This is a genomic window from Pontibacter sp. LHS1, assembly GCF_058932855.1.
The window spans coordinates 14,111-38,375 of record NZ_JBZYWF010000001.1; the positions used below are offsets into that span (position 1 = coordinate 14,111).

Annotated in this window: 21 protein-coding genes; 15 read left to right on the top strand and 6 right to left on the bottom strand. The window is 52.0% G+C overall.

The genetic code is table 11. The features are described from left to right. Positions 1-77 precede the first annotated feature (77 nt). From AC5FXQ_RS00040 to AC5FXQ_RS00055, 4 genes are all read left to right on the top strand, one after another. Complete coding sequence (locus AC5FXQ_RS00040; protein ID WP_493600467.1) at positions 78-2,492, top strand: DUF3536 domain-containing protein; 2,415 nt, start codon at positions 78-80, stop codon at positions 2,490-2,492. 85 nt (positions 2,493-2,577) lie between these two features. Continuing rightward, on the top strand, positions 2,578-5,301 hold the full coding sequence (gene treY / locus AC5FXQ_RS00045; RefSeq protein WP_493600468.1) for a malto-oligosyltrehalose synthase: 2,724 nt from the start codon (positions 2,578-2,580) through the stop codon (positions 5,299-5,301). Then, the gene (gene malQ, locus AC5FXQ_RS00050; protein ID WP_493600469.1) at positions 5,298-6,806 is read left to right on the top strand and encodes a 4-alpha-glucanotransferase; all 1,509 of its coding nucleotides are present in this window, start codon (positions 5,298-5,300) and stop codon (positions 6,804-6,806) included. Before treY ends, malQ begins: the two co-directional genes overlap by 4 nt. Positions 6,807-6,956: 150 nt before the next feature. Then, the gene (locus AC5FXQ_RS00055) at positions 6,957-7,529 is read left to right on the top strand and encodes a thioredoxin family protein (protein WP_493600470.1); all 573 of its coding nucleotides are present in this window, start codon (positions 6,957-6,959) and stop codon (positions 7,527-7,529) included. Here AC5FXQ_RS00055 and AC5FXQ_RS00060 read toward each other — a convergent pair. Beyond that, a complete protein-coding gene (locus tag AC5FXQ_RS00060) occupies positions 7,495-8,349 on the bottom strand; it encodes a murein L,D-transpeptidase catalytic domain family protein (RefSeq protein ID WP_493600471.1) in 855 nt (284 codons plus the stop codon). The genes AC5FXQ_RS00055 and AC5FXQ_RS00060 overlap by 35 nt on opposite strands. 175 nt (positions 8,350-8,524) lie before the next feature. On the opposite strand from AC5FXQ_RS00060, the gene AC5FXQ_RS00065 reads away from it, so the two are divergent. Together AC5FXQ_RS00065 and AC5FXQ_RS00070 are read left to right on the top strand one after the other, a co-directional pair. Next, positions 8,525-9,877 (top strand): peptidoglycan DD-metalloendopeptidase family protein, encoded by a 1,353-nt coding sequence (locus AC5FXQ_RS00065; RefSeq protein ID WP_493600472.1) that lies wholly within the window; start codon positions 8,525-8,527, stop codon positions 9,875-9,877. A gap of 101 nt (positions 9,878-9,978) precedes the next feature. Next, complete coding sequence (locus tag AC5FXQ_RS00070) at positions 9,979-10,881, top strand: Ppx/GppA phosphatase family protein (protein WP_493600473.1); 903 nt, start codon at positions 9,979-9,981, stop codon at positions 10,879-10,881. A 2-nt stretch (positions 10,882-10,883) separates the two neighbouring features. Here the strand turns inward: AC5FXQ_RS00070 and ppk1 are convergent, their stop codons facing one another. After that, a complete protein-coding gene (gene ppk1, locus AC5FXQ_RS00075) occupies positions 10,884-12,989 on the bottom strand; it encodes a polyphosphate kinase 1 (RefSeq protein ID WP_493600474.1) in 2,106 nt (701 codons plus the stop codon). 270 nt (positions 12,990-13,259) lie between these two features. Here ppk1 and AC5FXQ_RS00080 point away from each other — a divergent pair, with 270 nt between their 5' ends. The 4 genes from AC5FXQ_RS00080 (at position 13,260) to AC5FXQ_RS00095 (ending at position 16,710) form a co-directional block, all read left to right on the top strand. Further along, positions 13,260-14,186, top strand: a complete 927-nt coding sequence (locus AC5FXQ_RS00080; protein ID WP_493600475.1) for a DUF5996 family protein — start codon at positions 13,260-13,262, stop codon at positions 14,184-14,186. A 67-nt stretch (positions 14,187-14,253) separates the two neighbouring features. Beyond that, complete coding sequence (locus AC5FXQ_RS00085) at positions 14,254-15,333, top strand: acyloxyacyl hydrolase (RefSeq protein ID WP_493600476.1); 1,080 nt, start codon at positions 14,254-14,256, stop codon at positions 15,331-15,333. A gap of 4 nt (positions 15,334-15,337) precedes the next feature. Beyond that, on the top strand, positions 15,338-15,799 hold the full coding sequence (locus AC5FXQ_RS00090; RefSeq protein ID WP_493600477.1) for a DUF302 domain-containing protein: 462 nt from the start codon (positions 15,338-15,340) through the stop codon (positions 15,797-15,799). A 155-nt stretch (positions 15,800-15,954) separates the two neighbouring features. Beyond that, positions 15,955-16,710: a CPBP family intramembrane glutamic endopeptidase gene (locus AC5FXQ_RS00095; RefSeq protein ID WP_493600478.1), complete on the top strand. Its 756-nt coding sequence runs from the start codon at positions 15,955-15,957 to the stop codon at positions 16,708-16,710. A gap of 168 nt (positions 16,711-16,878) precedes the next feature. Here the strand turns inward: AC5FXQ_RS00095 and AC5FXQ_RS00100 are convergent, their stop codons facing one another. Further along, positions 16,879-17,718, bottom strand: coding sequence for a maleylpyruvate isomerase N-terminal domain-containing protein (locus AC5FXQ_RS00100; protein WP_493600479.1), 840 nt, complete (start codon positions 17,716-17,718; stop codon positions 16,879-16,881). Positions 17,719-17,953: 235 nt separating this feature from the next. Further along, complete coding sequence (gene gyrB / locus AC5FXQ_RS00105) at positions 17,954-19,912, bottom strand: DNA topoisomerase (ATP-hydrolyzing) subunit B (protein ID WP_493600480.1); 1,959 nt, start codon at positions 19,910-19,912, stop codon at positions 17,954-17,956. A 446-nt stretch (positions 19,913-20,358) separates the two neighbouring features. Here gyrB and AC5FXQ_RS00110 point away from each other — a divergent pair, with 446 nt between their 5' ends. The 5 genes from AC5FXQ_RS00110 to AC5FXQ_RS00130 all read left to right on the top strand — a co-directional run bounded on the left by AC5FXQ_RS00110 (position 20,359) and on the right by AC5FXQ_RS00130 (position 22,956). Then, the gene (locus AC5FXQ_RS00110) at positions 20,359-20,688 is read left to right on the top strand and encodes a DMT family protein (RefSeq protein WP_493600481.1); all 330 of its coding nucleotides are present in this window, start codon (positions 20,359-20,361) and stop codon (positions 20,686-20,688) included. Positions 20,689-20,847: 159 nt separating this feature from the next. Next, complete coding sequence (locus tag AC5FXQ_RS00115) at positions 20,848-21,276, top strand: DUF2267 domain-containing protein (RefSeq protein ID WP_493600482.1); 429 nt, start codon at positions 20,848-20,850, stop codon at positions 21,274-21,276. Positions 21,277-21,442: 166 nt separating this feature from the next. Continuing rightward, positions 21,443-21,871: a hypothetical protein gene (locus AC5FXQ_RS00120; RefSeq protein ID WP_493600483.1), complete on the top strand. Its 429-nt coding sequence runs from the start codon at positions 21,443-21,445 to the stop codon at positions 21,869-21,871. Continuing rightward, positions 21,858-22,547: an SCO family protein gene (locus tag AC5FXQ_RS00125; protein WP_493600484.1), complete on the top strand. Its 690-nt coding sequence runs from the start codon at positions 21,858-21,860 to the stop codon at positions 22,545-22,547. The genes AC5FXQ_RS00120 and AC5FXQ_RS00125 overlap by 14 nt, the downstream gene beginning before the upstream one ends. Further along, a complete protein-coding gene (locus AC5FXQ_RS00130) occupies positions 22,531-22,956 on the top strand; it encodes a c-type cytochrome (protein ID WP_493600485.1) in 426 nt (141 codons plus the stop codon). The genes AC5FXQ_RS00125 and AC5FXQ_RS00130 overlap by 17 nt, the downstream gene beginning before the upstream one ends. A gap of 61 nt (positions 22,957-23,017) precedes the next feature. Here the strand turns inward: AC5FXQ_RS00130 and AC5FXQ_RS00135 are convergent, their stop codons facing one another. Then, a complete protein-coding gene (locus AC5FXQ_RS00135) occupies positions 23,018-23,524 on the bottom strand; it encodes a cupin domain-containing protein (RefSeq protein ID WP_493600486.1) in 507 nt (168 codons plus the stop codon). Between the two features lie 173 nt (positions 23,525-23,697). Next, positions 23,698-24,264, bottom strand: a complete 567-nt coding sequence (locus AC5FXQ_RS00140) for a hypothetical protein (RefSeq protein ID WP_493600487.1) — start codon at positions 24,262-24,264, stop codon at positions 23,698-23,700. Position 24,265 lies beyond the last annotated feature (1 nt).

A 24,265-nucleotide genomic window follows, 5' to 3' on the forward strand; every position in this document is an offset into this window, starting at 1 on the left:
TAGCCTTTATTCGGAGCTAAGCCTAAACGGGCTATACCTCGCAGTCTTTTGTCTAACGATCCTTTGTCCTATAATATATGAACAAGTATATCTGCATTCACGGACACTTTTACCAGCCGCCGCGCGAGAACCCCTGGCTCAACGAGGTAGAGCTGCAGGAGTCGGCGCACCCCTACCACGACTGGAATGAGCGCATCACCGCCGAATGCTATGCCCGCAACTCGGCTTCGCGCATCCAGAATGGCAAGGGCCAGATCGTGGACATCATGAACAACTACGCCCGCATGAGCTTCAACTTCGGGCCTACCTTGCTGGAATGGATGGAGAAAAAAGCCCCCGACATTTACCAGTCCATACTCGATGCGGACAAGGAAAGTCAGAAGCGCTTTTCGGGGCACGGAGCAGCCTTGGGTCAGGTATACAACCACATGATCATGCCGCTGGCCAACGAGCGCGATCAGCATACACAGGTGATCTGGGGAATCTATGATTTCCGCAAGCGCTTCGGTCGCGACCCGGAAGGAATGTGGCTGGGTGAAACTGCTGCCAATACCACCACACTGGAGGTGCTGGCTGAGCATGGCATCAAATTCACGATTCTTTCGCCCTACCAGGCCAAACGTTACCGCAAGATCGACGAGAAAGAGTGGCACAATGCCACGGGCGCCAAAATAGACCCAAAGCGGCCTTACCGCTGTACCCTGCCCTCTGGCCGCACGATAGCATTGTTCTTTTATGATGCACCCGTGTCGCAGGCCATCGCCTTTGAAGGACTGCTGGAAAGTGGCGAGAAGTTTGCTCACCGCCTCACCACCACCTTTGACGAGCATAGCAAGGAGCCGCAACTGATGCATATCGCCACCGACGGCGAAACTTACGGACACCACCACCGCTTCGGCGAAATGGCCCTTTCCTACGCCCTGCACCACATTGAGCAGGAAGAGCTGGCCAAGATCACAATCTACGGCGAATACCTGGAGCTATACCCGCCCAAGTACGAAGCTGAGATCATCGAGAACACTTCCTGGAGCTGCATGCACGGCGTAGAGCGCTGGCGCAGCGACTGCGGCTGCCACACCGGCGGACACGACGACTGGAACCAGGCCTGGCGGGCTCCCGTGCGGGAAGCCTTTGACTGGGTGCGCGACCAGTTGGAGCCGCTTTTTGAGCAGGAGATGCAGAAGCTGGGTGCCGATCCGTGGCAGACGCGCAACAACTACATCCAGGTAATCATGGACCGGAACGAGGACCACGTGCGGGAATTCATCTATTCACAAACCAACAGGGAGCTGAGCAAAGGAGAGCAGATTAAGTTTCTGAAATTGCTCGAAATGCAGTACCACGCCATGCTGATGTACACCAGCTGCGGCTGGTTTTTTGATGAAGTGAGCGGCATTGAAACCATGCAGGACATTTTGTACGCGACACGCGCCCTGCAGCTGGCCAAAGACCTGAACGGGGAAGACTATGAAACGAAATTTGTGGAGTTCCTGAGGAGGGCCAAGAGCAACAATAAAGAGTATGGCGACGCCTCCAAGGCCTACTACAAAATAGTGCAGCCTACGCAGCTGGACCTTTTGCGGGTGGGCGCCCACTATGCCGTGTCGTCCCTTTTTGCCGACTCGCCTGATGAACTGCCACTCTACAGCTACAAGGCCAGATCGGAGTATTTTGAAATGCTGGAGGCGGGACGGCAGCGGCTGGCCATCGGCAAGGCTTATATTCGCTCGACCATCACCTGGGAGGAAGTGGACATCTCGTTTGGTGTGCTGCACATCGGCGACCACCAGCTTTTCGGGGGCGTGCGCAAATTCGTGAGTCCGGATGCCTTTGCCACCCTGCACCACGAACTCAGCACCGCCTTCGACAAGGGCAATATCACGGAAGTGATCATGCTGCTCGACAAGCATTTTGAGTCACACAACTACTCTTTCTGGCACCTGTTCCGCGACGATCAGAAGAAGATTCTGGACCAGGTACTGGAGCAAACCATGCGGGCGCTGGAGCACGACTTTCAGCAGGTATACGACAACAACTACCCATTGATGGCTGCCATCAAAAACGTAGACATGAACCTGCCACGTCCACTGCAGATCACGGTAGACTATATCGTATCAGGTCGTCTGCTCGAAGCCCTGATGGCTGAACGGGTGGATGTGGACACCGTGCTCAAACTACTGAAGGAGGTGGAGCGTATGGGTGTGAGACTGGACGAGGAAGCCGTGAATTATGCTGCTACCATCCATGTGGAAGAAGCCATGCACAACCTGGAGGAAAATCCTGATGATACGGAGCACATGCTGTACCTGACAGAACTCCTGACGGTCATCAACGGCTCCAGTCTACAGCCGGAGTACTGGCAGTCACAGAACATCGCCTTCAGGATGCGACAAAGCACCTATGAAACTAACCGCAAAAAGCAGGATGAAAAAGCCGCTGCCTGGTGCAGGCAGTTCGAAGAGTTGTATAAAAACCTGAATCTGAAAATATGAAACTGCAATTACAGTTTGTGCCACAGCCGTAAATAACGGGACACCACCAAATTACCTTTCCCTACATAGCTTAAAAGAAAACAACATGGTATACATACCTTCCTCTACATACAGGGTTCAGCTCTCGCCGAAGTTTACACTACGGGACCTGAAAAACATACTCCCTTACCTGCGGGACCTGGGCATCAGCACCATTTATGCTGCGCCCTTTTTCACGGCCCGTCCCGGCAGTGAACACGGCTACGACGTGACGGATCCGCACCAGCTCAACCCCGACGTGGGCACTATGGAAGAGCTGCAGGAAATTGCCGACGAACTGAAAGTACATGGCATGGGCTGGCTGCAGGACATCGTGCCGAATCACATGGCCTTCCACCCAAACAATGCCTGGCTGATGGACGTGCTGGAGAAAGGTCAGAAGTCGCGCTTTTATACCTTCTTCGACGTCAACTTCAATCACCCCGATTTTGAGGGCCAGCTGATGGTGCCCTTTCTGGGGGAGCCCCTGGAGGAGGTAGTGAAGCAGGGGCAGCTCAAGGTCAGCTTCGATGAAGATGGTTTCCGGCTGCATTACTTCGACAACATCTACCCGATCAGCATCGACAGCTATACCTTCCTGCTGGAGCGTATTGCTGAGAAGCTGAATTCTTCAGAAGCCAGCACAGCACTAATGGAGCAGGTGCAAAAGCTGGAGCAACTGATGTCGCACGACAGGCTGGAGCCAAACGACTGGGAGCAGGCCAAACAGGCTCTTTACCAGACGGCGCAGGATCATTCTGAAATAAAGCAAGGTATAGCCAATGTGCTGCAAGGTATAAACGATGACAAAACAGCCTTACAGGAACTGCTCCGGCAGCAATACTACATTTTGAGTCATTGGCAGGAAACCGAAAAACAGATCAACTACCGCCGCTTCTTCACCGTCAACGACCTGATCTGCACGGCCATGGAGCGGGAGGAGGTGTTTCATCACTACCACCAGTTCATTAAGGAACTGTGTGTGCGGCAACTGGTGCAGGGGCTGCGGGTAGACCACGTCGACGGACTTTTCGACCCCGACAATTACCTAAAGCGGCTGCGGGAATTGGCAGGTGAACAGGTATACCTGGTGGTGGAGAAAATCTTGGAAGGCGAAGAAAACATGCCCGACTACTGGCCGATACAGGGCAACAGCGGCTACGACTTTCTGGCCTGGGTGAGCAACCTTTATACCGATGCTGAAGGTGAGAAAAAGCTTACCAAAATCTACCGTCGCCTGGTGCCCGACGCGCCCCTCGACTACGAGAAGCTGGTGTACGAGAAGAAACTGCTGATACTTGAAAACTACATGCAGGGCGAGCTCCAAAACCTGTTGCGCCTGCTGCGCGATTCCGAACTTATACCTGCTTCTTCAGGAGACAAGAACTGGCACCATGCCCTGGCCACTTTACTGGCCTCCTTCCCGGTGTACCGCATCTACGGCCATACCTTCCCGCTGCCGCCCGAGGCCATGGAAGTGGTGGACAAGGCCTTTGCCATTGCGCATGAAAAAGCACCTGAGTCCAAAGCCGAGCTGGAGCACTTGCGCACTTTGTTCGAGTCGGATGAGCAGGACAGCGAAGAGAGAAGGCGCGAAAAGCTATACTTTGTGATGCGCAGCCAGCAGTTTACAGGTCCGTTGGCGGCCAAGGGCGTGGAGGACACCACCTTCTACAACTACAACCGATTGTTGGCACTCAACGAGGTGGGCAATAGCCCGGATGTGTTCAATCTCGACCGCCGGGATTTCCACGAGCGCATGCAATACCGCATGCAAACCTATCCGCACTCCATCAACGCGACCGCCACCCACGACACCAAACGTGGCGAAGGCTCCCGCATGCGCCTGCAGGTGTTGAGTGAAATACCAGAAGAGTGGGAGAAAAATGCGCAGGATTGGATGCAACTGGCACGGAAGCAAAACAATTCCGATGGCCCGACAGCAAACGACCTTTACTTTATACTGCAAACCCTGCTGGGCGTAATGCCGATCGATGGCAAAGTGGATGACACGCTGGTGGAGCGGGTACAGGAGTACCTCGTGAAGGCTTTCCGGGAGGCCAAGGTCAATACCAACTGGTCGGAGCCGAACGAGGCCTATGAAACGGCGGTCAAGAATCTGGTGCAGCAACTGCTGCAGCAAGACGAAGCTTTTATGGCTTCGTTCATGCCATTTTTCCGGAAGGCAGCCCATTTTGGCTGGCTGTATTCCTTGTGCCAGACGCTCCTCAAAACCACCTGCCCCGGCCTGCCTGATGTATACCAGGGCTGCGAACTCTGGGACTTCAGCCTGGTAGATCCGGACAACCGCCGCCCCGTGGATTACGGGCAGCGACAGCAGTTTTTGCAGGAAATAAAGCAGAACGAAAACGGTGACGAGCTGCAGCAGGAGCTGCTCTCCTCCCCTACCGATGCACGCGTGAAGCTATACCTGCTACACCAGGTGCTCCACCTGCGCAAAGAGCTGAAATCACTTTTCGACGAGGGCGATTATATCCCGCTGAAGTTAAAGGGCCAGCACAGCCGCCATGCCATGGCCTTTGCCCGTCACCACGGAGAGGACTGGTGCATTGTGGTGGTGCCGCGTCTGCTCACGGGCATCATCTCAGAAAAGGAACTGCCACTGGGCGAGCAGGTATGGGGCGACACGGCAGTCGAACTGCCTGCCGAAGCGCCGCAAAACTGGCAGCAGCTTTTTGGAGGCCAGCAGGTTCAGGCGAAGCAGGTTATACCGCTGGCTGATATTTTCAAGACTTTCCCGGTTGCACTTTTAACCTCCTCCAACGCATGATTATACCTAAACGAAGCAGCGGCATCCTGCTCCACATCACCTCGCTCCCTTCCGCTTATGGCATCGGCGACCTGGGCTCAGAAGCCTATAAATTTGCCGACCTGCTGGCCGAGGCGGGCCAGCGCTACTGGCAGATCCTGCCGCTCAACCCAACTGAGATCGGCTCAGGCAACTCACCCTACAGCAGCCACTCCGCCTTTGCCGGCAACCCCCTGCTGATCAGTCCCGAACGGCTGGTGGAAGATGGCCTGCTGGACAAGAAAGACATCCGGGCCGGCGGCGGCTTCGACAAGGCCAAGGTAAACTACCCGAAGGTGGCGGACTACAAAGTGAAGCTGCTGCGACAAGCGTATGACAACTACAAAGACGGCAAGGCAAGCAAGCTGAAAGCCGCGTTTACCCGCTTTCAGGAAGCGCACAAGGCATGGCTTCCCGATTTTACCAGCTTTGTGGCTTTCAAGCATTACTACGATCAAAAATCCTGGGTGGAATGGCCTGAGAAGGTAAAGACACGGCAAGAGCACGCCATGGAGGCGCTTTCGGCGGAGCTGGCGGGTGAGATTGAGCGGGAGGCTTTTTACCAGTTCCTGTTCTACCGCCAGTGGGAGGCACTCAAAGCATACTGCACCTCCAAAGAGATCACGTTTATCGGCGACATGCCTTTTTACGTGAGCCACGACAGCGCCGACGTGTGGTCGCATCCGCATATCTTCAAACTTGACCGCCAAGGTAAGCCCACTGCCGTATCGGGCGTGCCGCCGGACTACTTCAGCGAAACGGGGCAGCTCTGGGGCACGCCGGTATTCGACTGGAAGGCTCTTGAAAAGCAGAACTTCGACTGGTGGCTGCAGCGCATTGCCCATAACCTGGAGCTCTTTGGTTTGCTGCGCCTCGACCATTTCCGTGCTTTCTCGGCTTACTGGGAAGTGCCCGCCGGGGAGGAAACCGCCATCAAAGGCAAGTGGGTGAATACCCCGGGAGCCGAACTACTGAACGTGGTACGCAAAAAATTCCCTGCCATGCCCATCATTGCCGAGGACCTGGGTGAAATAGACCAGCCGGTGCGCGACCTCATGAACCAGTTTGACCTGCCGGGCATGCGGGTGCTGCTCTTTGCCTTCGGCGAAGATTTGCCAGAAAGTATTTACGCCCCTCACCACCACATCCAAAACAGCATCGTGTACACCGGTACACACGACAACAGCACCGTAAGGGCCTGGTACGAGCAGGACGCCAGCCGTGACGATAAGAAGCGGCTGAGCGATTACAGTGCCCAGCGTCTTTCAAAGGAAAACGTGCACGAGGTGATGGCGCGCCTGGCTTACATGTCGGTGGCGCAGCTCGTGGTGCTGCCCATACAGGATGTGCTGGGTCTGGGCAAGGAAGCGATCATGAACAAGCCCTCGACCGCCAATGGCAACTGGCAGTGGCGCCTGCAGCCGGGCCAGTTTACCAAAACGGTGGCGCAGCGCCTGCGAAAGGAAGTAGCGTTGTACGGCAGGTAGCTTCGCCAAAAAAAAAGAAAACGGGTGCTTATTGCGCAACAGCTGTTGCGCAATAAGCACCCGTTTTCTTTTTTAATTCCCACAAAAATCTTACATTGATTCAGCTTTCAGGTATAGCCTGAAAGATTCTCTCACCTAATCTACAGCACTATGCCATTAGCTTCCACAGCATTACCACTGGGCACTGTAGCACCCAACTTTGCACTGCTCGATACAGTTTCCGACAAGCTTGTTTGTTTGGAGGACGTGGTCTCCACAAAAGCCACGGTCATTATGTTCCTCTGCAACCACTGCCCCTATGTGCAGCACATTCTGGATGAACTGGTGCAGGTGGCTGTGGAGTATCAGCAAAAAGATGTGCGTTTTGTAGGGATCAGTGCCAATGATGCAGTGGCTTATCCGCAGGACGGACCACAGCAGATGAGAGAATTGGCCAAGGAGTTAGACTTTCCTTTTCCATACCTGTATGACCAGACCCAGCAAGTGGCCCGCACTTACCAGGCAGTATGCACACCTGAGTTCTTCGTGTTTGACCGCAACATGCGCCTGGCCTACCATGGGCAATTTGATGACGCCCGTCCTAAAAGCGAAGTGCCTGTAACAGGACGTGACCTGCGCCAGGCACTGGATGCCCTGCTGGCGGCTCAGCCAGTGAGCGCCGACCAGAAACCAGGTATAGGCTGTGGCATTAAATGGAAAACTCCGCTGGCGGAAGCTGGGTAGGCTGCGTACTGGCCATATAGCCCGCTACGGCATTGGCATTGTCCAGGTAGTGCGAGGTATAGGTCTGGTCACCCGAGTGGATATACAAGGCTGTCTTGCCTTGTATGGCATCGATTATGCTTTCGTGCTCTCCCAACGGCACCGCCGGACATCCCAGACTACGACCCAGTCTGCCGTATTTGTTCATAAAGTCTTCGGTGGCATACTCAGCGCCATGCATCACCACGGCACGGTCACGGGCGTTAGAGTTGTAGGCTTCATCCAGCCCATCGAGCCGCAGCGACTTGCCATGCTTGCCATAGTATACCTCGTCGGTCACGTAAAAGCCCACACTGCTCATAAAGGACTTGTGCTCATTGGAGAACGTCTGTGCCATCACTTCGCCCGAGCCTCTGCCATGCGCCACATACGTGTTGCTGAGCACCTGCCGGTTATTCAGGTCGAGCACCCAGAGCCGCTTTTCACTGGAGGGTTTTGTAAAATCCACCACTGTAAGTATGCCTTTATCTGATAGGCGCCCTTCGTTGTACATGCCGTAATAGCCCATCAGGGCATTGTTAAACACATCGTAGTTCAGGCCCGAAGCGCTCAGGTTCATTTGGGTGTAGAGGTCAAAGGACACCTGCTCGAAGCGCATGACAGATAATGCTGTCACGTTAGGCTTCACCTTATGATTGACGGATACATATTTACCAGCCCCTATGGAGGCGGAGGGTGATAATATGAGCGGCGCAAAAAGAGGCAGCAGCCGTTTGCCCATTCTCTTTCCGCGGTTGCGCCACCGCTCTTTGATACTTTTCTTTCTGACGTTCGTTCTCACGATCCTTTCCCATTGGTACATCTGTTTTTACGTTCCTGCTCAGGCACTGTTCAGATTTGCCCAAAAGGTACAACATTGCGCTTAAATCATTCTATATCAAGTAAAAGGAATCAAATCAGGTATCATATTTGTATAGAAAGGGATACACATCTGAAATCCGGAAACAAAACCAAGCATGAACAGAAAGCCGATAAGCTATTCTTCTCTCTTATACTTCTTACTCGTCACCCTCTTCCTCTCCAGCTGCGGAAGCCGGGAAACGCTGCGTGGCGTGTTCAAAAAAGAGACGCCTTACGAGGCTTATGTCTCTTCCCTGAAGAGCGCTAAACTTGATCAAACTGCTGTGGGGCAGGACTGGCTGGAGGCAGGTCAAACGGCCTTGCAAACACCGACGCCGGTGACGCTGCCTTTCAAGGAAACAGGCTACTTTCCGGCCGACAAACCACGAGCGCTAGGTTACAGAGTAGAAGCCAAACGTGGCGAGAAACTGGTGGTGAGCCTGGAGATGAAAGCCCGCCAAACGGTGCAGGTCTTTATGGATCTGTTTGAGAACAGCACCGACCCTACCAAAGCTCCAAAACAGGTTGCCCACGCAGATACGACAGCCACTACCCTGACCTATGTGGTAGACGAGGACATGGCCCACCTGCTGCGGGTTCAGCCGGAACTACTCCGTGGTGGCACTTATACCATCACCATACAGGCACAGCCCACCCTGGCTTTTCCTATACCTGGTAAAACCAGCCGCCACATCGCCAGCATCTGGGGCGATCCGCGCGATGCTGGTGCCAGACGTCACGAAGGCATTGACATCTTTGCGCCGCGCGGCACACCTGTTATTGCCTCTGTTGACGGTGTGGTGTCGCGGGTAAATGAAACGCCCCGTGGCGGCAAGGTGATCTGGCTATCGGATATGAGCCGTGGGCAGAATCTCTACTATGCGCACCTGGACCAGCAGTTGGTTACAGCCGGACAGCGCGTCAGTGTAGGCGACACGCTGGGACTGGTAGGTAATACGGGTAATGCGAAGGGCACAGGTCCGCACCTGCACTTTGGCATTTACCGCTACGGCCGCGGCGCCACCAATCCCTACCCTTACGTGCACCAGTCTGCAGCACCTATACCTACCGTGAAAGTAGATGCCACGCAGATCGGCAACTGGGTAAGGGTGTCGTCCAAGATGGCCAATGTGCGGACAGAACCCTCAGCTAAAGCAGCACTCCATACCTCCCTCAGCAAACACACGCCGCTCCAGGTGGTGGGTGCCGCAGACAACTGGTACCGCGTTCGCCTGCCCGATCAGTCGGAGGCTTACATCATCAGTTCACTGGTGGAAGGTATAGCCAAACCCATCGCTGTTAAGAAACTGCGCCAGGAGCGTCCGCTGCTGGATGACGCGCACCCCGAAGCCGGGCAAATGGACAGTCTGCCGGCAGGAGCCGCTATACCTGTAGTAGCCGTGAACGGGCAGTTTGACCTCGTGCGACAGCCGGACGGCAGACTCGGCTGGGTGCAGGCTGCTGAGTAAAATTGCTGGATTAATTGGTAGCACCGATACTTTCTGCGTACAGCATTTATACCTATATTTGGGTTAGTAAAGCATGTTGTACGCTCTTAACCGGATAATTTTTGAAGTTAGCTGCTATTGATATCGGTTCGAACGCGGTGAGGTGCCAGATCTCCAACGTTCTGAATCAGAATGGAAACGTTATTTTTAAACGAGTAGAATATATCCGCTACGCCATCCGATTTGGAGAGGATGTGTTCAATGCCGGTTATATCAGCGAGCACAAAATTCAAAAATTTATCAAGCTACTGCACGCTTTTCAGCTGCTACTCGACGTGCACGACGTGGACCACTACATGGTGTGCGCCACCTCTGCCATGCGAACCTCCCAGAACGCTCCCGAAATTCTGGACCGTGTGTACCAGGCCATCGGCATGGACATACAGGTGATCGACGGGGTAGCCGAAGCCGACCTGATCAACAAAGTCATCGTGAACTTTCTGGACGAGCGCAATTACCTGCACATTGATGTGGGTGGGGGCAGCACCGAGTTCAACATTTATGTGAACCGCGAGAAGATGGCCTCGCAGTCTTTTGAACAGGGCTCCATCCGACACATGCACGGCGTGGATTCGCAGGAGCTCTGGAACAACATGCGGGTATGGATTGAGGAGAACGCCAAAAAATATCACCTAACCCGAGCCATTGGCACAGGCGGTAACATCAACAAAATTTTCGACCTCTCAGGCAAAGCAGTAGGCAAGGCGATTTTCCGCAAGCAAATCGAAGAAATCACGCAGCGGGTAGCGGCCATGACCATGGAGCAACGCATCACGGAACTCCTCCTCAACCCCGACCGCGCCGACGTCATTCTCCCAGCTGCTGAGATATACCTGTCCGCCATGAAATGGGCCAAACTGGAAAGCATGCTCGTGCCTGCCGTCGGCCTCAAAGACGGGATGATCCACGCCTTGTATGAGCAACATCATCAGGAGCGGTTTGTGATCAGCCAGATCAGCAGGTAGGCTTACACAAGCTCCACTTCCTGCGTTGTTTCCTCGAATACCTTCTTGTAGAACAGTTTGTGCACATCCACGATCTCTTCGTTAGCGGCTGGCTTTTTGCGGGAATAGGTACCGTCTTCGCGCATGATGTATGAGTTCTGGTTGTCGAGCAGGTTGTAGTACAGAATATTGATCGCCTCTTTCTTCAGCTCCTCATTCACGATCAGAAAAAGCGCTTCGATACGGCGGTCAAAGCTGCGCACCATAATGTCGGCACTGCCTCCGTATACCTTCGGGTCGCCGTTGTTGTGGAAGTAATAGATGCGGCTATGCTCCAGGTACTCCCCTACGATCGACTTCACCGAGATATTCTCACTCAGGTCTTCACGCCCAGGCCGTAAACAGCAGATGCCGCGCACGATCAGCTTGATCGGAACACCAGCCTTGGAGGCTTTGTAAAACTCGTCGATCACCTCCTTGTCTTCCAGCGAGTTGATCTTGATCACAATCCCGCTCTTCAACCCTTTCTTGGCATTGCGTGCCTCATGGCGAATCAGTTCGATCAACTGCTGGCGCATGGACTTAGGTGAAGTGAGCAGGTACTTGTACTCGTTCGGTCGGGAGTGACCGGTTATTACATTGAAAAACTCCGACACGTCATGCGCATATACCTCATTGGTAGTGAGCAAACTCACGTCGGTATACAGGCGGGCTGTCTGCTCGTTGTAGTTGCCGCTTCCAATGTGCACGTAGCGCGTTACCTTCTCCCCTTCCTTGCGGATGATCATGAGCATTTTGGTATGCGTCTTGTACTTGCTGATGCCGTAGATTACAAAGCAGCCAGCCTTCTCCAGGCGCTCCCCTTCCCTTAGGTTTCGCTCTTCATCAAAGCGGGCCTTCACCTCAAACAATACCGACACGTGCTTGCCGTTTTCAGCGGCTTTGAGCAGGGCAGCTGTCACGCGTGACTGGTCGGCCAGGCGGTAAATCGTCTGCTTAATACCCAGCACATAAGGGTCTTCGGCGGCACGCTCCAGCAGCTGGACCACCGGCTCCATGTTGTTGTAGGGGTGGTGCAGCAGTACATCATGCTCTTTCAGGTACTGAAACATGTCCACAGACTCGGCTGGGAGGCTGAGCGGCGTGACGGATGCGGGTTGCTTAAAGCCCTTGTCCTTGAACTGCCGGTGGTTGATGATCTGCCAGAGGCCACGCAGATCGATCATGCTGTTGATCGTGAAGACGTTGGCATTGTCGATGGTCCAGCGCTCCTTCAGCACCTTCATCATAAAAGCAGACGGATTGCGCTCAATCTCCAGGCGCACCACACGTCCTTTTTTGCGGGTCTTCAGCTTCGACTTGATCTCCTGCACAAAGTCCGCCTCAATGTCGTCGGACTCCTCCAGTGTAAAGTCTCCGTTGCGGGTAATGCGGAAGAGGTTCGCCGACACGATCTCCACGTTGCGGAAAAGCTTTTTGATCTTCCAGCGGATGATTTCCTCAATCGGCACAAAGATGATCTTGTCCTTTCGGTTGATCTCGTAAAAACGGGCCAGGTTCTGTGGTATCTGCACAAAGGTTACGCGGTCCTGCGCCTTCTGCTCCTCGGTGGTGCGGGTTACCACACCAAAGGTTAGCAGCTGGTTCATGAGTAGCGGGAAGCCATGATAATTGTCAAACACCATGGGCGTGAGCAGCGGGTAGATCGTATTCTTGAAGTAGCTGTCTACCTTCTTCTGCTCGATCTCGGTCAGGTCACCCACTTTGAGTATGTCAAAACCGCTTTTGTCAAACAGCTCGGCAAGTTCGTTGTTGAACGTGAGGTACTGATCATTGACGAAGCGGTGGGCGTAGTCGAGCAGCTTCTTGCGGAAAGGCAGTTCGCGCAGACCAGAGTAGTCCAGTCGCTCTTTGCCGTAGTCAATGTAGTTGTACAAACTTCCCACCCGGATCATAAAGAACTCGTCGAGATTGGAAGCCGTGATGGCCATAAACTTGAGCCGGTCGAAAATAGTGCGGCTGGTGTCGCGGGCCTGGTCGAGCACACGGTAGTTGAAACGCAGCCAGCTCAGGTCGCGGCTAATGTATTTACTTCGCTTTATTTGGTCAGAAACCTTATTGGTTAGCATGTTTTCAGATATTAAAGAAGCCTCAAGTCAAGTCGGAGAACAGAGGCTCCCTGACAGACGCAGGTATACGGACATTGGACTAAGTATGCCCAACTGCTAATATAATTTTTGTAAGTGAATTTGTCATGCCTTTTGACGAAAGCTTGCATAAATGTTTTCTAAAAGCTCCCTCCGGCACCAAAAAAAGTTCGCCTATACCTTGATCTTCACCAGAATCTCAGAACCAATCAGCCTGTGCCCGGTATAAAACAAGAGCAATTGAGAGAAGCTATGCAAGCAAACCCAATACCTGATACCAGCGAATTTGAGCTCCCTCCGCTGCCCCTGGCAGATTGGGAGGCCACAAAAAATACACTGCACCTGTACCTGCAGATCGTAGGCAAGATACGTCTGACGCTGATGCCCCCGCTCAATCATTGGTGGCATGTTACGCTGTACGTAAACGCACGCGGACTCACGACAGGACCTATCCCTTTCAGGTTCTATACCTTCGAGATACAGTTCGACTTCATCGATCATCAACTCAGCATCAGAACGAGCACCGGAGCCGTGGAGGAGATCAGGCTGCAGGACGGATTGAGTGTTTCGGAGTTCTATATCACTGTCATGAAATCCCTGGATGTGCTGGGTATCAAGGTAGAGATTCTGGCCAAGCCATACGACAACAAAAGCAAGATACCTTTTGCCGAGGACCATACCCACGCTACCTATAACTCCGAGCAGGTAAACACTTACTGGCGGGTGCTGACTGTGGCAGACGAAGTCCTGAAAGAGTTTAGCGGTCGCTTCTACGGCAAAACCTGTCCTGTTCAGTTCTACTGGCATCACACCGACCTGACGGTGACCCGCTTTTCAGGCAAGAAACTACCCATACGGGAAGATGCCAGCCTGGTAGAGCGCAATGCCTATTCGCATGAGGTGATCAGCTTCGGTTTCTGGCCAGGAGATGATAAGGTGCCCTTTCCGGCATTTTACTCCTATACCTACCCTTCTCCGGAAGGTATAGACAAAGAGCCCCTAAAACCCAAAGCTGCCTCCTGGATAGACTCCAGCGGCAGCCCGATGGCCTTGCTCCCTTACGATAGTCTTCGCAGAGAAGAAAACCCGCGCCAGGCCCTGCTTGACTTCCTGGAGAGCGCCTACCAGGCGGGCGCCAAGCTGGCGGGCTGGCCTGTTGAAGATTTAAAAGTGTCTTGAAGCTGCAAGTAAGGATGTAAAGATGACGAACAGTGGAAGACACTTTCATACCTGCTTACTATTATCCATGGCTTTGGTTCTGTCGCTGCTGTGTAGGCATGCACTGGCAGGTGCTGTGTGGCAAGGCGATTCCATCCGGTCAGCGATCAACATTGGCCTGACGGGGCACACAGGCTTCATTATACCGCATTCACGCGAAATACGTGATATTTCCGGCTCCAATCCCTGGGGTATAGAGGCTGATGTTAGTATGCACTTTACCAACGAGCGTGCCTGGCAGTACATACAGGGTTACCCCAGATTAGGTGCGGCACTGGCTTACTACAACTTCGACAATCCTGACATTCTGGGCAATGCCTATACCTTGCTTCTGTATGTAGAGCCTTTTCTCTCAGCTCACCGCCGCTTTAGCCTGTCTTTCCGTTTCGGGGCCGGGCTGGCTTACATGGACAACATCTATGACCCTGAGACAAACCCTGAAAATCTCTTTTACAGCACGGCCATCAGTTTCCCGCTCGAGATCAACCTGATGGGTAACTACCGGCTGAGTGAGCGCTGGATGCTACGGGCGGGTGGCACCTATAAGCATATTTCGAACGGAGGCTTGCGGCAGCCGAACAAGGGCATCAACTTCCCATCGGCCACAGTGGGGCTCAACTATGCCCTGCGCCCTGCCGCTTTCCCCGAGAGGCAGATGTCAGCAAGTATGCAGGAGCAGCACGAGCGCAATTTTCTGGTAGCCGTGTTTGGCACTGGCAAAGACCGCCGCGACGAACCTTCGCGCAAGCTGCCACTATTAGGTATAGCAGCCTATGTGAGCCAGCCCATTGGCCGCATCAGTGCCCTGACTGGCGGGGCTGAGTGGATAGCAGACTATACCTTGCGCAAGCACCTGCAGGACGAAGAAGATGGTCGTGATTTTCAACGCGGTGCTTTGTTGTTGGGGCACGAGTTGCGCATTGGGCGCTTCCGGTTCAATCAGCAACTCGGTGTGTACGTATACTCCCCATACAAAGCCCGCGACCCGGTGTACCAGCGCTGGGGCCTGGAGTACCATACTGGCGGACGTATGTTCTACGGCATCAACCTGAAGGCCCATCGCCATGTAGCTGATTTTCTGGATGCCCGTGTCGGTTTTAGATTTTAATAAGATGAAGCACCTTGTATCAGCATTTTCCCTGTTGATCTGCATCGCCTGTGCAGGTATAGCACAGCCTTCGCAATCGGAGCGTTTGATTACCAGACCCAGCGCCTACGGCATGGAAGAAACGCTGAACAAGCTGCGGGCTGCCATACAAGGGATGGGCATCAACCTGGTGGCAGAGGTAGATCACACTAAAGCTGCAGCCGACAAAGGTCTGGATCTCCGGCCAACGCATGTGCTTATTTTCGGCAATCCGCTGGTGGGCACTAACCTCATGCTGGCCGATCAGCGCACAGGTCTGGACCTGCCTTTGCGCCTACTGGTGTGGGAAGACGAAAAAGGCCAGGTATACCTGAGCTACCGCCACCCCAACGACCTGCAGCAGCACTATAAACTAAGCGAGCAGCAGGCTGTGCTGGATAAAATGGGGAAGGTGTTTGAGAAGCTGAGTAAAGCGGTAGGCAAGTAGGCCCCTGCCATGTGATAGTGTCCTTAATGTGCGTAAGTATACACCTGACTAAAGAACCATTTGTTTGACATTTACTCCTATCTACGCATTGTAAGTACCTATAATTTAAATTATTATTGTGGCTTGGGAGCTTCTAATGGCTCTTCGAACCAGCTATGCCTATACGTAGTCTACTCTCATTCGCTGCAGGGTTTTTCCTCCTGTTTGCCATTTATCATTTCCCTGAGTTTTTTACTGCTTTTTGGATAATGGCCCTTTTTAAAATCGGGTTTATAGTGGCAGCATTTTTCCTGGCCAGAGCGCAAGGGTGGACAGGACTTGGGGCTTATGGTTTGGGTCTGAAATCTAAATGGTTGGGGCAGCTTATGGTGGGGCTGTTGCTAGGCCTGACATTCTTCCTGCTATCGTTCTACCTCTCGGTTCTGTTGGAGTACGAAAGCATTGTTTCCAGCACAACTATCGCATCTTTTGCCGGACAAGTTCCCATGCTCCTGCTGATGACTGCGGTTCCCTCTGTTGCGGAGGACATTCTAACCCGGGGCTATTTATATGCCCATCTGGAAAAGTATATGAAGCCCGTTCATTGGGTGTTACTATCCGCCTTGGTCTATGTGCTGAATCACATTTGGAGATTAGGTGATGGTGCAGCAGTTCTCTCCTATCTTTTGTTACTAGGCCTGGTGCTGGCCTATGCCGTCATCATCACTAAATCACTCTGGCTTGCCTTCGGCATACACTGGGGTGCCAACATCGCCTACGAATCAACCAAGACACTATTCAGCACTACTCCGACTTCAAGTGATGCCAGCACCTGGATACTTGCAGGCTGTTGGGGCTTGTTATTAGTGCTGTTAATACTATGGCAGTACTACAGGAAGCCTCGTGAAGCCAGGTATAGCGCTGGCGCCTGATATATACTTCAGCGAACACGAAGGTTATAGAATAGTAGCGGCTGCCTTCTTCCGAAAGCAGCCGCTACTATTCTATCTTTACGCTTGTCTATCGTCTGCTTCTAACATAATTGCTAAAAAGGTTTTAATGCTTTTTAACTTTCGCTGGTGAATGGTTTTCATTCTTTATCAAGCCATAACTGCAAGCATATCAAAGACCTTTTCTCCTAAATTTTGCTTGCCTATAATCATCACTTTGTCTGCTGCATCGGTTATAGATATTCCTTTTGTAAACAACCGCCAAGCAATTTGTCCTTCAATTATTACTTCACAAACAGGCTTTTCAGAACAATCTGTTACTAATGTCCAATCTTTACCATTATTAAAAAGAAACCATTCTCCACCACTATCACCTGTGACACTGAATTTAATCAATTCCCCTTCTTCTCCTTTTGTGTCTCTGTAATGATAAGGCAGAGCGCGCATAGAAGTATTTAAGTGTGGATAGTAGAATTCTTTACTGTATAACGTTTTCTCCTCTCCGACCGCTAATCGGATCTGCTGTTGATGATGCCATTTTTCAGTATATTCTCTGGCAATATGAAACCAGTTATCCGATACCTTTTCTCCTGCCCAGGCTACTGAAAATGTTGCCTTTTCAAATGGGTCTAAAGTTTTGAGAAAGTCATTGTATTCCCTTCCTGTAATTGCCAAGAGCTCAGTAAGAACATTGGGGCTTACCCGTTTCATAGCTTTTACCCAATCTGAATTAAGCCTGTTCAAATAAACTACCAGGTTTTGGTAAGAATCAATATTATCAGCTTGATCTCCGAAATAACCATCTCTTAACATGGATAGCGTGCGTAAATTACCATCAAGGAGATGAGCAGCAACATCTTTCACTTTCCATTTAGGCGCAATAGTTTGAACTTCCCAATCCTCTGCTGAGAGTGATTTCAATAATGATATTAATTTCTCGTCAAGCTTTGGGAACAAGTCAATGGTTACTATAGGCTCTACTTGGTTCATGCTGTGCTGTATCTTTTTATACTTACGACCAAAGCTAATATATAACAGGAGTACCTACTCCCACCATTTGCACTATGTGTGGAGTATTCTCGTTACCCCAACAGCATAAACTACAACAGGAGTTACACTCATTTAAATATACACAATTCGCATAGTCACTTCCTATAACATAAATAAAAAAGCGGCTGCCTTCTTTCGAAGGCAGCCGCTTTTAAAATAGGATAGTCTAATAGAATTACACGTCTACACGGGCATACTTAGCGTTGCGCTCGATAAAGTCACGTCGAGGACCTACCTCGTCGCCCATCAGCATCGAGAACAGGTGATCGGCCTCAGCGGCTGACTCAATTGTTACACGCTTCAAGCTGCGGGTTTCCGGATCCATGGTCGTGTTCCAGAGCTGCTCCGGGTTCATCTCACCAAGACCTTTGTAACGCTGCACACCTACACTGTCTTCTTTGCCCTTGCCTAGTTCGGCAATGGCATCGATGCGGTCCTGCTCACTCCAGCAATAGCGCTCTTCCTTGCCTTTCTTCACCAGGTATAGCGGAGGAAGGGCAATGTAGATATAACCATTCTCAATCAGCTCTTTCATGTAGCGGAAGAAGAAGGTCAGGATCAGGGTACGGATGTGCGAACCGTCCACGTCCGCATCCGTCATGATGATGATGCGGTGGTAACGAAGCTTCTCCATGTTCAGGGCTTTCTCACCTTCTGACGTTCCGAAGCTCACGCCCAGGGCGGTGATCATGTTCTTGATCTCTTCGTTTTCGTAGATGCGGTGCTCCTGCGCTTTCTCCACGTTCAGGATCTTACCACGAAGCGGCAGAATAGCCTGAAACATACGGTTACGGCCCTGCTTGGCAGATCCACCCGCTGAGTCACCTTCCACCAGGTATATCTCGCAGTTCTCCGGATTATTGTCAGAGCAGTCAGCCAGTTTACCTGGTAAACTCGTGCTTGAGAGTACGTTCTTGCGCTGCACCATCTCACGCGCCTTGCGGGCTGCGTTACGGGCTTGTGCGGCCAGTATCACCTTCTGCACAATGATACGGGCCTCTTTCGGGTTCTCTTCCAGAAACTGGTTTAGCATCTCGCCTACTGCCACGTCCACAGCACCACCTACATCGGAGTTACCGAGTTTAGTTTTAGTCTGTCCTTCGAACTGCGGCTCCTGCACTTTTACCGAAATTACGGCTGTCAGACCTTCGCGGAAGTCATCACCTGCAATATCGATCTTCACCTTGTCCAGCATACCTGACTTGTCGGCATAGGCCTTCAAGGTACGGGTAAGGGCACGACGGAAACCACCAACGTGTGTACCACCTTCAATGGTATTGATGTTATTCACGTACGAGAAGATGTTCTCGGTATAAGAAGTATTGTACTGAAGGGCGATCTCTACAGGTACGCCGTTTTTCTCACTCTCAATATGGATTGGCTCCGGAATCAGGTTTTCACGTGTCTCGTCCAGGTAGGCCACAAATTCCTTCAGACCACCTTCTGAGTAAAAAGAGTCAGAAAGAGGCTGCCCGTCTTCACCGATCTCACGCAGGTCCGTCAGGTTAATGCGGATGCCCTTGTTCAGGAAAGAAAGCTCACGCAGACGGCTGGCAATTGTATCGTACTTATACTCCGTAGTCGTAAAGATCGAAGCATCAGGCTGGAACGTTACAGTAGTTCCTGTTTTGTCAGTAGTACCGATTTCACGCACCGGATAAGCCGGCACCCCAATGTTGTAGTGCTGCTCAAATACCTTTCCGTTGCGGTGCACGGTTACGTGCAAATCGGTTGAAAGTGCGTTCACGCACGATACACCTACACCGTGCAAACCACCGGATACTTTGTATGTGTCTTTATCGAACTTACCACCGGCGTGCAGTACCGTCATAACCACCTCCAGGGCCGAGCGGCCTTCTTTCTGGTGGAAGTCGGTAGGTATACCGCGGCCGTTGTCTGACACAGTAATGGAATTGTTAGTGTTGATGGTTACATTGATCGTATCGCAGTGACCGGCCAGGGCCTCGTCAATGGAGTTGTCCACTACCTCCCACACCAGGTGGTGCAGGCCTTTGATGCCAATGTCACCGATGTACATGGCAGGACGCTTGCGCACGGCCTCAAGTCCTTCCAGTACCTGAATACTATCTGCTGAATAATTGTTATGCAATTGTTTTTCTTCTACGTCACTCATGTGTGTATCTGGGTAGATTGAATAGGTAAAATTACCAATTTATTTCATTTTATCTATGCTTTTCGGAGCAGTACTTTACACCGATTGCTGCACACCCGGCAGGCTGCTCATAAACCGAGCCGGACGCACCTCAATTTAAACAAAAAAATAGCACCATTAGTGCCTGTTTTACAAATACTTATACCTTATAAATACAAAAAGACCACCTCTTGTGAAGGCAGTCTTTCTGATCAAGTCGAATGCAAATTATATTGGCAAAATAACAGGAGTATAATTACTCACTGATGTTCTACTTTGCCCTTAGGAGCGGCACGCAGGCCGGCCCGGTTTTTTTCATAGCTCAGTCAGGCATTGCATCTTGTTGTAAACGAACATACTGACTCGGCATTGTGAAGGTTGCTTAAAATTTATGCTGCCATCAATGCGCCTTATGTTAAATTTCGGGCATGAAAACGATCATTCTCCTCCTTATCTCCAACATCTTCATGACCTTCGCCTGGTATGGTCACCTGAAGTTCAAAGACACCGTGCTCTGGAAGGTGATCCTGGTGAGCTGGTTCATTGCCTTCTTCGAGTACATGTTTCAGGTGCCGGCCAACCGGATCGGTCACGGACAGTTCTCCGCCTTTCAACTCAAAACGATACAGGAGGTCATCACCCTGGTCGTGTTTGTGGGCTTCTCGGTGCTATACCTGCGCGAAGAGGTCAAGTGGAATTATATTGTCGGCTTTATCTTCATTCTGCTGGCCGTCTTCTTTGTGTTTAAAAAGTGGTAGTTAAATTGTTGATGGTTAAATTGTTTGGGGCGTTTACCATTGTTTCAGTGCTATTGGCGTGCTTGTGGGCGTACTCCCTTTTATCTGATAACCCTCTCTTGGCTGATTCGTTGTAAATAACAGAGTACATGATGTTTAACCATAAAAAAGGAGGTAAACATGTCCATGAATTTTGAGAATTATCAGAAGGAGGCGAAGACCTGGTTGTACGAGCTCTGCGACTACCTGGGTATAGAAGACGAGATGAAAGCTGCCCGCATTTTCAGAGCGGTGCTGCACGCCATCCGCGACCGTATACCTGCCGGAGAAGCGATACACCTGGCGGCCCAGCTTCCGATCGTCTGGAAAGGTATATACTTCGATGGTTTCACCCTGCGTGAAGAGCCTGTGCGCATACGCCATGAAGAAGAGTGGCTGGAGTTTATCCGCTCCAAAGACGCCTTTGCAGACATGGCCGATTTCCCGACGCTGGAGCACGCCCATTATGCCTTCCAGGATGTGATGAAGTTTCTGCGCAGCCGCATCTCCGAGGGACAGTACAACCAGGTGGCACACGCCCTGCACTCAGAACTGGCTGTGCCAGCCTAAACAAAACAAACTTATTCCAAACCAGAGCCTGGCCGCAGCGCCGGGCTTTTTAATGTCCTCTTCAAGGGATTCGCCCAAAACTTAGCACCTGACGGGCCATTATTCTGCCATATCCTGTACCTTTGCAACTATATCTGTTCTTATACCAAACCTTATCAGCTGAACGATGAAAAAGTGGCTGCTATACCTAAGTCTACCCCTCACCCTGCTTGCCTGCGAGGGCGGCGCCAGTGAAGCGGAGCGACAGCAGGCCCTGGAGACGGAGGTGATGGACCTGCACGACGAAGCGATGGCCGGCATGAGCAAGATCTACCGCCTGCGCCGCAACCTCACCAGCCTCCGCGATACCCTGCAGGCACAGTCTGCCGACACAACTACCATCAGCCTGCTCACGCGACGCATACAGGAGCTTGAACAAGCCGATGAAGCCATGATGGAATGGATGCGCCAGTACAAAGCCCCCGACACGCTGGCACACCAGCAGGCGATGCTGTACCTGAATACTGAACACCAGAAAATGGAGCGAGTGAAATCACTGATGGACAGCACCATCACCCACGCACAGGAAACTTATGCAACTTATGGAAAGAAATAAACTGAACACTTTTTTTTCAGCACTGCTGCTTGGCCTCTCTGCGCTCAGCTGGCAGGCCTGTTCGCAGGAGCAGTCCTCTGATGCAAACACGCTCCCCTACCTGGGTGAGCGGCAGCTGGTGCAGCGTGAAGTCGACGGCCAGCAGGTGACCGATACGATATACCACCGCATACCTGACTTCGCTTTCATCAACCAGGACAGCCAGGTGGTGACCAGCCTCACCGTGCAGGACAAGGTATACGTCACCGATTTTTTCTTCACTACCTGCCCGACCATCTGCCCCAAAATGAAAAGCCAGATGCTGCGCATTTACGAGGCTTTTGAAAATGATCCGCGTGTGATGCTCCTCTCCCATACCATCGACCCGAAACACGATACGGTGGCTGTGCTGCGCGACTACGCTGACCGCCTGCAGGTGAACAGCGACAAGTGGCATTTTGTGACCGGCGAGAAAGACAGCATCTACAGCATTGCGATGCAGTACATGGTCTCGGCGATGGAAGACGAAGAGGAGCCCGGTGGATTTGTGCACAGCGGCGCCTTTGTGCTCGTAGACCAGAACCGCCATGTGCGGGGCATTTACGACGGCACCGATCCCGCACAGATCGACCGCCTGATCCGCGACATACCTGCTCTGCTGCCTAAAAAGAAAAAGAAGGATGCTGATAAAAACTAAGTTCTTGCTTTATGCTGCCGGTATAGCTGCTTTGCTCACCCTGACCCAGTGCTTTTATACAGACAAGCAAAACGAAGGAGAGCAGCTCTATACCCAGTACTGCGCCAACTGCCACATGGACGACGGCAGCGGACTCCGCAACCTGATTCCGCCACTGGCAGGCGCCGACTACCTGGAGAACCATCGCGACGAGCTGGCCTGCATCATCCAGCAAGGGCAGACGGGCAACATTGTCGTGAATGGCAAAAACTACAATCAGGGCATGCCGGGTTTTGAGCACCTCAATAAAGGACAGATCACCAACATCCTCAACTATGTGCAGACCAACTTCGGCAATAATTACCCACGCTTCACCATACAGGAGGTGGAGAAGCAGCTGTTTAAATGCCGCCATTTGCTGGAGCAATAACAGTAGAAAGGGCGCTGCAGCTAAGCTGCAGCGCCCTTTCTATACCTGTCAAATACAGATCTTATCTCCCAAAGTCATCCTGCACGCGCACGATATCATCTTCATTGGAAGGGTTGGCCGCATCGGTGTGTTGCCAGATCTCGGCCAGTACGCCCCATTCATCGAGCCCCACCAGGCGGTGGCGCTCACCTTGGCGCAACGTAATCAGGTCGCCAGTGCGTAGCACTTTTAGCTCTCCTTCTTCATCTGTGTCGCTGGTCACGACGCCAACAGTGCCTCTCACTACTTTCCAGATTTCGGCGCGGCGGTGGTGGTACTGCCAGCTCAGTCGCTTGTGCGGTGCCACCAGCAGTATTTTGGGGCTCAGCTTACCTGATATCCTTAGTTCATCTACCGACATATTGTCGAAATAGGTGTTCGCAAAGTCCTGCGCCTGGGATTCGTCGATCACAAAAAATCCGCCCCAGGGACGGTCCTGGTCCTGGCTGCTGATGTTAAAGTGCTGCTGTTTTAGTTGCTGTTCTGTTTCTGAGAAAAGGGTGGCTTTATCTATCGTGTCGGTTGTCATGTTCAATTCAGGCTTTAAGGGTGTTAGCTTTATACTTGCAGGTATATGCTAACGGAAAATGCAGCTCGCCTGTTGAGGCGGGGCGCAAATTTAGTATAATTCTACAGAAGACAAGGCTGTACGCTGAAAGAGTTTACTTATACCTGAGGGGGTAGCACCAGTCACCGGCGATCTTAAGCTTCCCTGCTCTGTAGAACGCCTTGGAAGAATTGCTCGAAGTTTTTGTGCAGGGCTCCCCATCTGAATTCGTGATTGGGCGTCCGGTAGCTGTAGCCGGCAAAGGTATTTTTCATTACCACCGGAAATCTACTGATTTCTTTCCCAGCTATCCAGCCGTAAAACCCTACCTGCTTTTGCGCGAAGTCAACCCAACCCACGATTACATAATCTTTTGAAGCCGGCTTCTGCTCCTGCGGATAACCATAGGTCCAGTTGTCGTTCGGTGGCCTGTCAGTTGATTTCTTCGCTACTTTCACATCTATTTTGCAGCCGCCAATCAAAAAGTCGAACGCATCCGAATTCCTGTTTTCGAAGCCGGCACGATCCACCTCGTAGGTATAGCCTAGGGACTTAAGCCAATGTTCGAACGCATACTCTCCCATACATCCCAGCACCGCCTTCTCCAACCGCTCCTTCTCTGAAAGGCCAAAGCGGGAGTACAGGCCGTTGCGGACCATGTCTGCCGCACATTGCCGGGCTATGGAGAGGTTTGCATCAAAGTCGAAGTTTTGCACGAGCATT

Coding starts and splice junctions, on each gene's coding strand:
- AC5FXQ_RS00040 (WP_493600467.1), top strand. CDS start 78: ATGAACAAGTATATCTGCATTCACGGACACTTTTACCAGCCGCCGCGC.
- treY (WP_493600468.1), top strand. CDS start 2,578: ATGGTATACATACCTTCCTCTACATACAGGGTTCAGCTCTCGCCGAAG.
- malQ (WP_493600469.1), top strand. CDS start 5,298: ATGATTATACCTAAACGAAGCAGCGGCATCCTGCTCCACATCACCTCG.
- AC5FXQ_RS00055 (WP_493600470.1), top strand. CDS start 6,957: ATGCCATTAGCTTCCACAGCATTACCACTGGGCACTGTAGCACCCAAC.
- AC5FXQ_RS00065 (WP_493600472.1), top strand. CDS start 8,525: ATGAACAGAAAGCCGATAAGCTATTCTTCTCTCTTATACTTCTTACTC.
- ppk1 (WP_493600474.1), bottom strand. CDS start 12,989: ATGCTAACCAATAAGGTTTCTGACCAAATAAAGCGAAGTAAATACATT.
- AC5FXQ_RS00080 (WP_493600475.1), top strand. CDS start 13,260: ATGCAAGCAAACCCAATACCTGATACCAGCGAATTTGAGCTCCCTCCG.
- AC5FXQ_RS00085 (WP_493600476.1), top strand. CDS start 14,254: ATGGCTTTGGTTCTGTCGCTGCTGTGTAGGCATGCACTGGCAGGTGCT.
- AC5FXQ_RS00090 (WP_493600477.1), top strand. CDS start 15,338: ATGAAGCACCTTGTATCAGCATTTTCCCTGTTGATCTGCATCGCCTGT.
- AC5FXQ_RS00095 (WP_493600478.1), top strand. CDS start 15,955: ATGCCTATACGTAGTCTACTCTCATTCGCTGCAGGGTTTTTCCTCCTG.
- AC5FXQ_RS00100 (WP_493600479.1), bottom strand. CDS start 17,718: ATGAACCAAGTAGAGCCTATAGTAACCATTGACTTGTTCCCAAAGCTT.
- gyrB (WP_493600480.1), bottom strand. CDS start 19,912: ATGAGTGACGTAGAAGAAAAACAATTGCATAACAATTATTCAGCAGAT.
- AC5FXQ_RS00110 (WP_493600481.1), top strand. CDS start 20,359: ATGAAAACGATCATTCTCCTCCTTATCTCCAACATCTTCATGACCTTC.
- AC5FXQ_RS00115 (WP_493600482.1), top strand. CDS start 20,848: ATGTCCATGAATTTTGAGAATTATCAGAAGGAGGCGAAGACCTGGTTG.
- AC5FXQ_RS00120 (WP_493600483.1), top strand. CDS start 21,443: ATGAAAAAGTGGCTGCTATACCTAAGTCTACCCCTCACCCTGCTTGCC.
- AC5FXQ_RS00125 (WP_493600484.1), top strand. CDS start 21,858: ATGGAAAGAAATAAACTGAACACTTTTTTTTCAGCACTGCTGCTTGGC.
- AC5FXQ_RS00130 (WP_493600485.1), top strand. CDS start 22,531: ATGCTGATAAAAACTAAGTTCTTGCTTTATGCTGCCGGTATAGCTGCT.
- AC5FXQ_RS00135 (WP_493600486.1), bottom strand. CDS start 23,524: ATGACAACCGACACGATAGATAAAGCCACCCTTTTCTCAGAAACAGAA.
- AC5FXQ_RS00140 (WP_493600487.1), bottom strand. CDS start 24,264: ATGCTCGTGCAAAACTTCGACTTTGATGCAAACCTCTCCATAGCCCGG.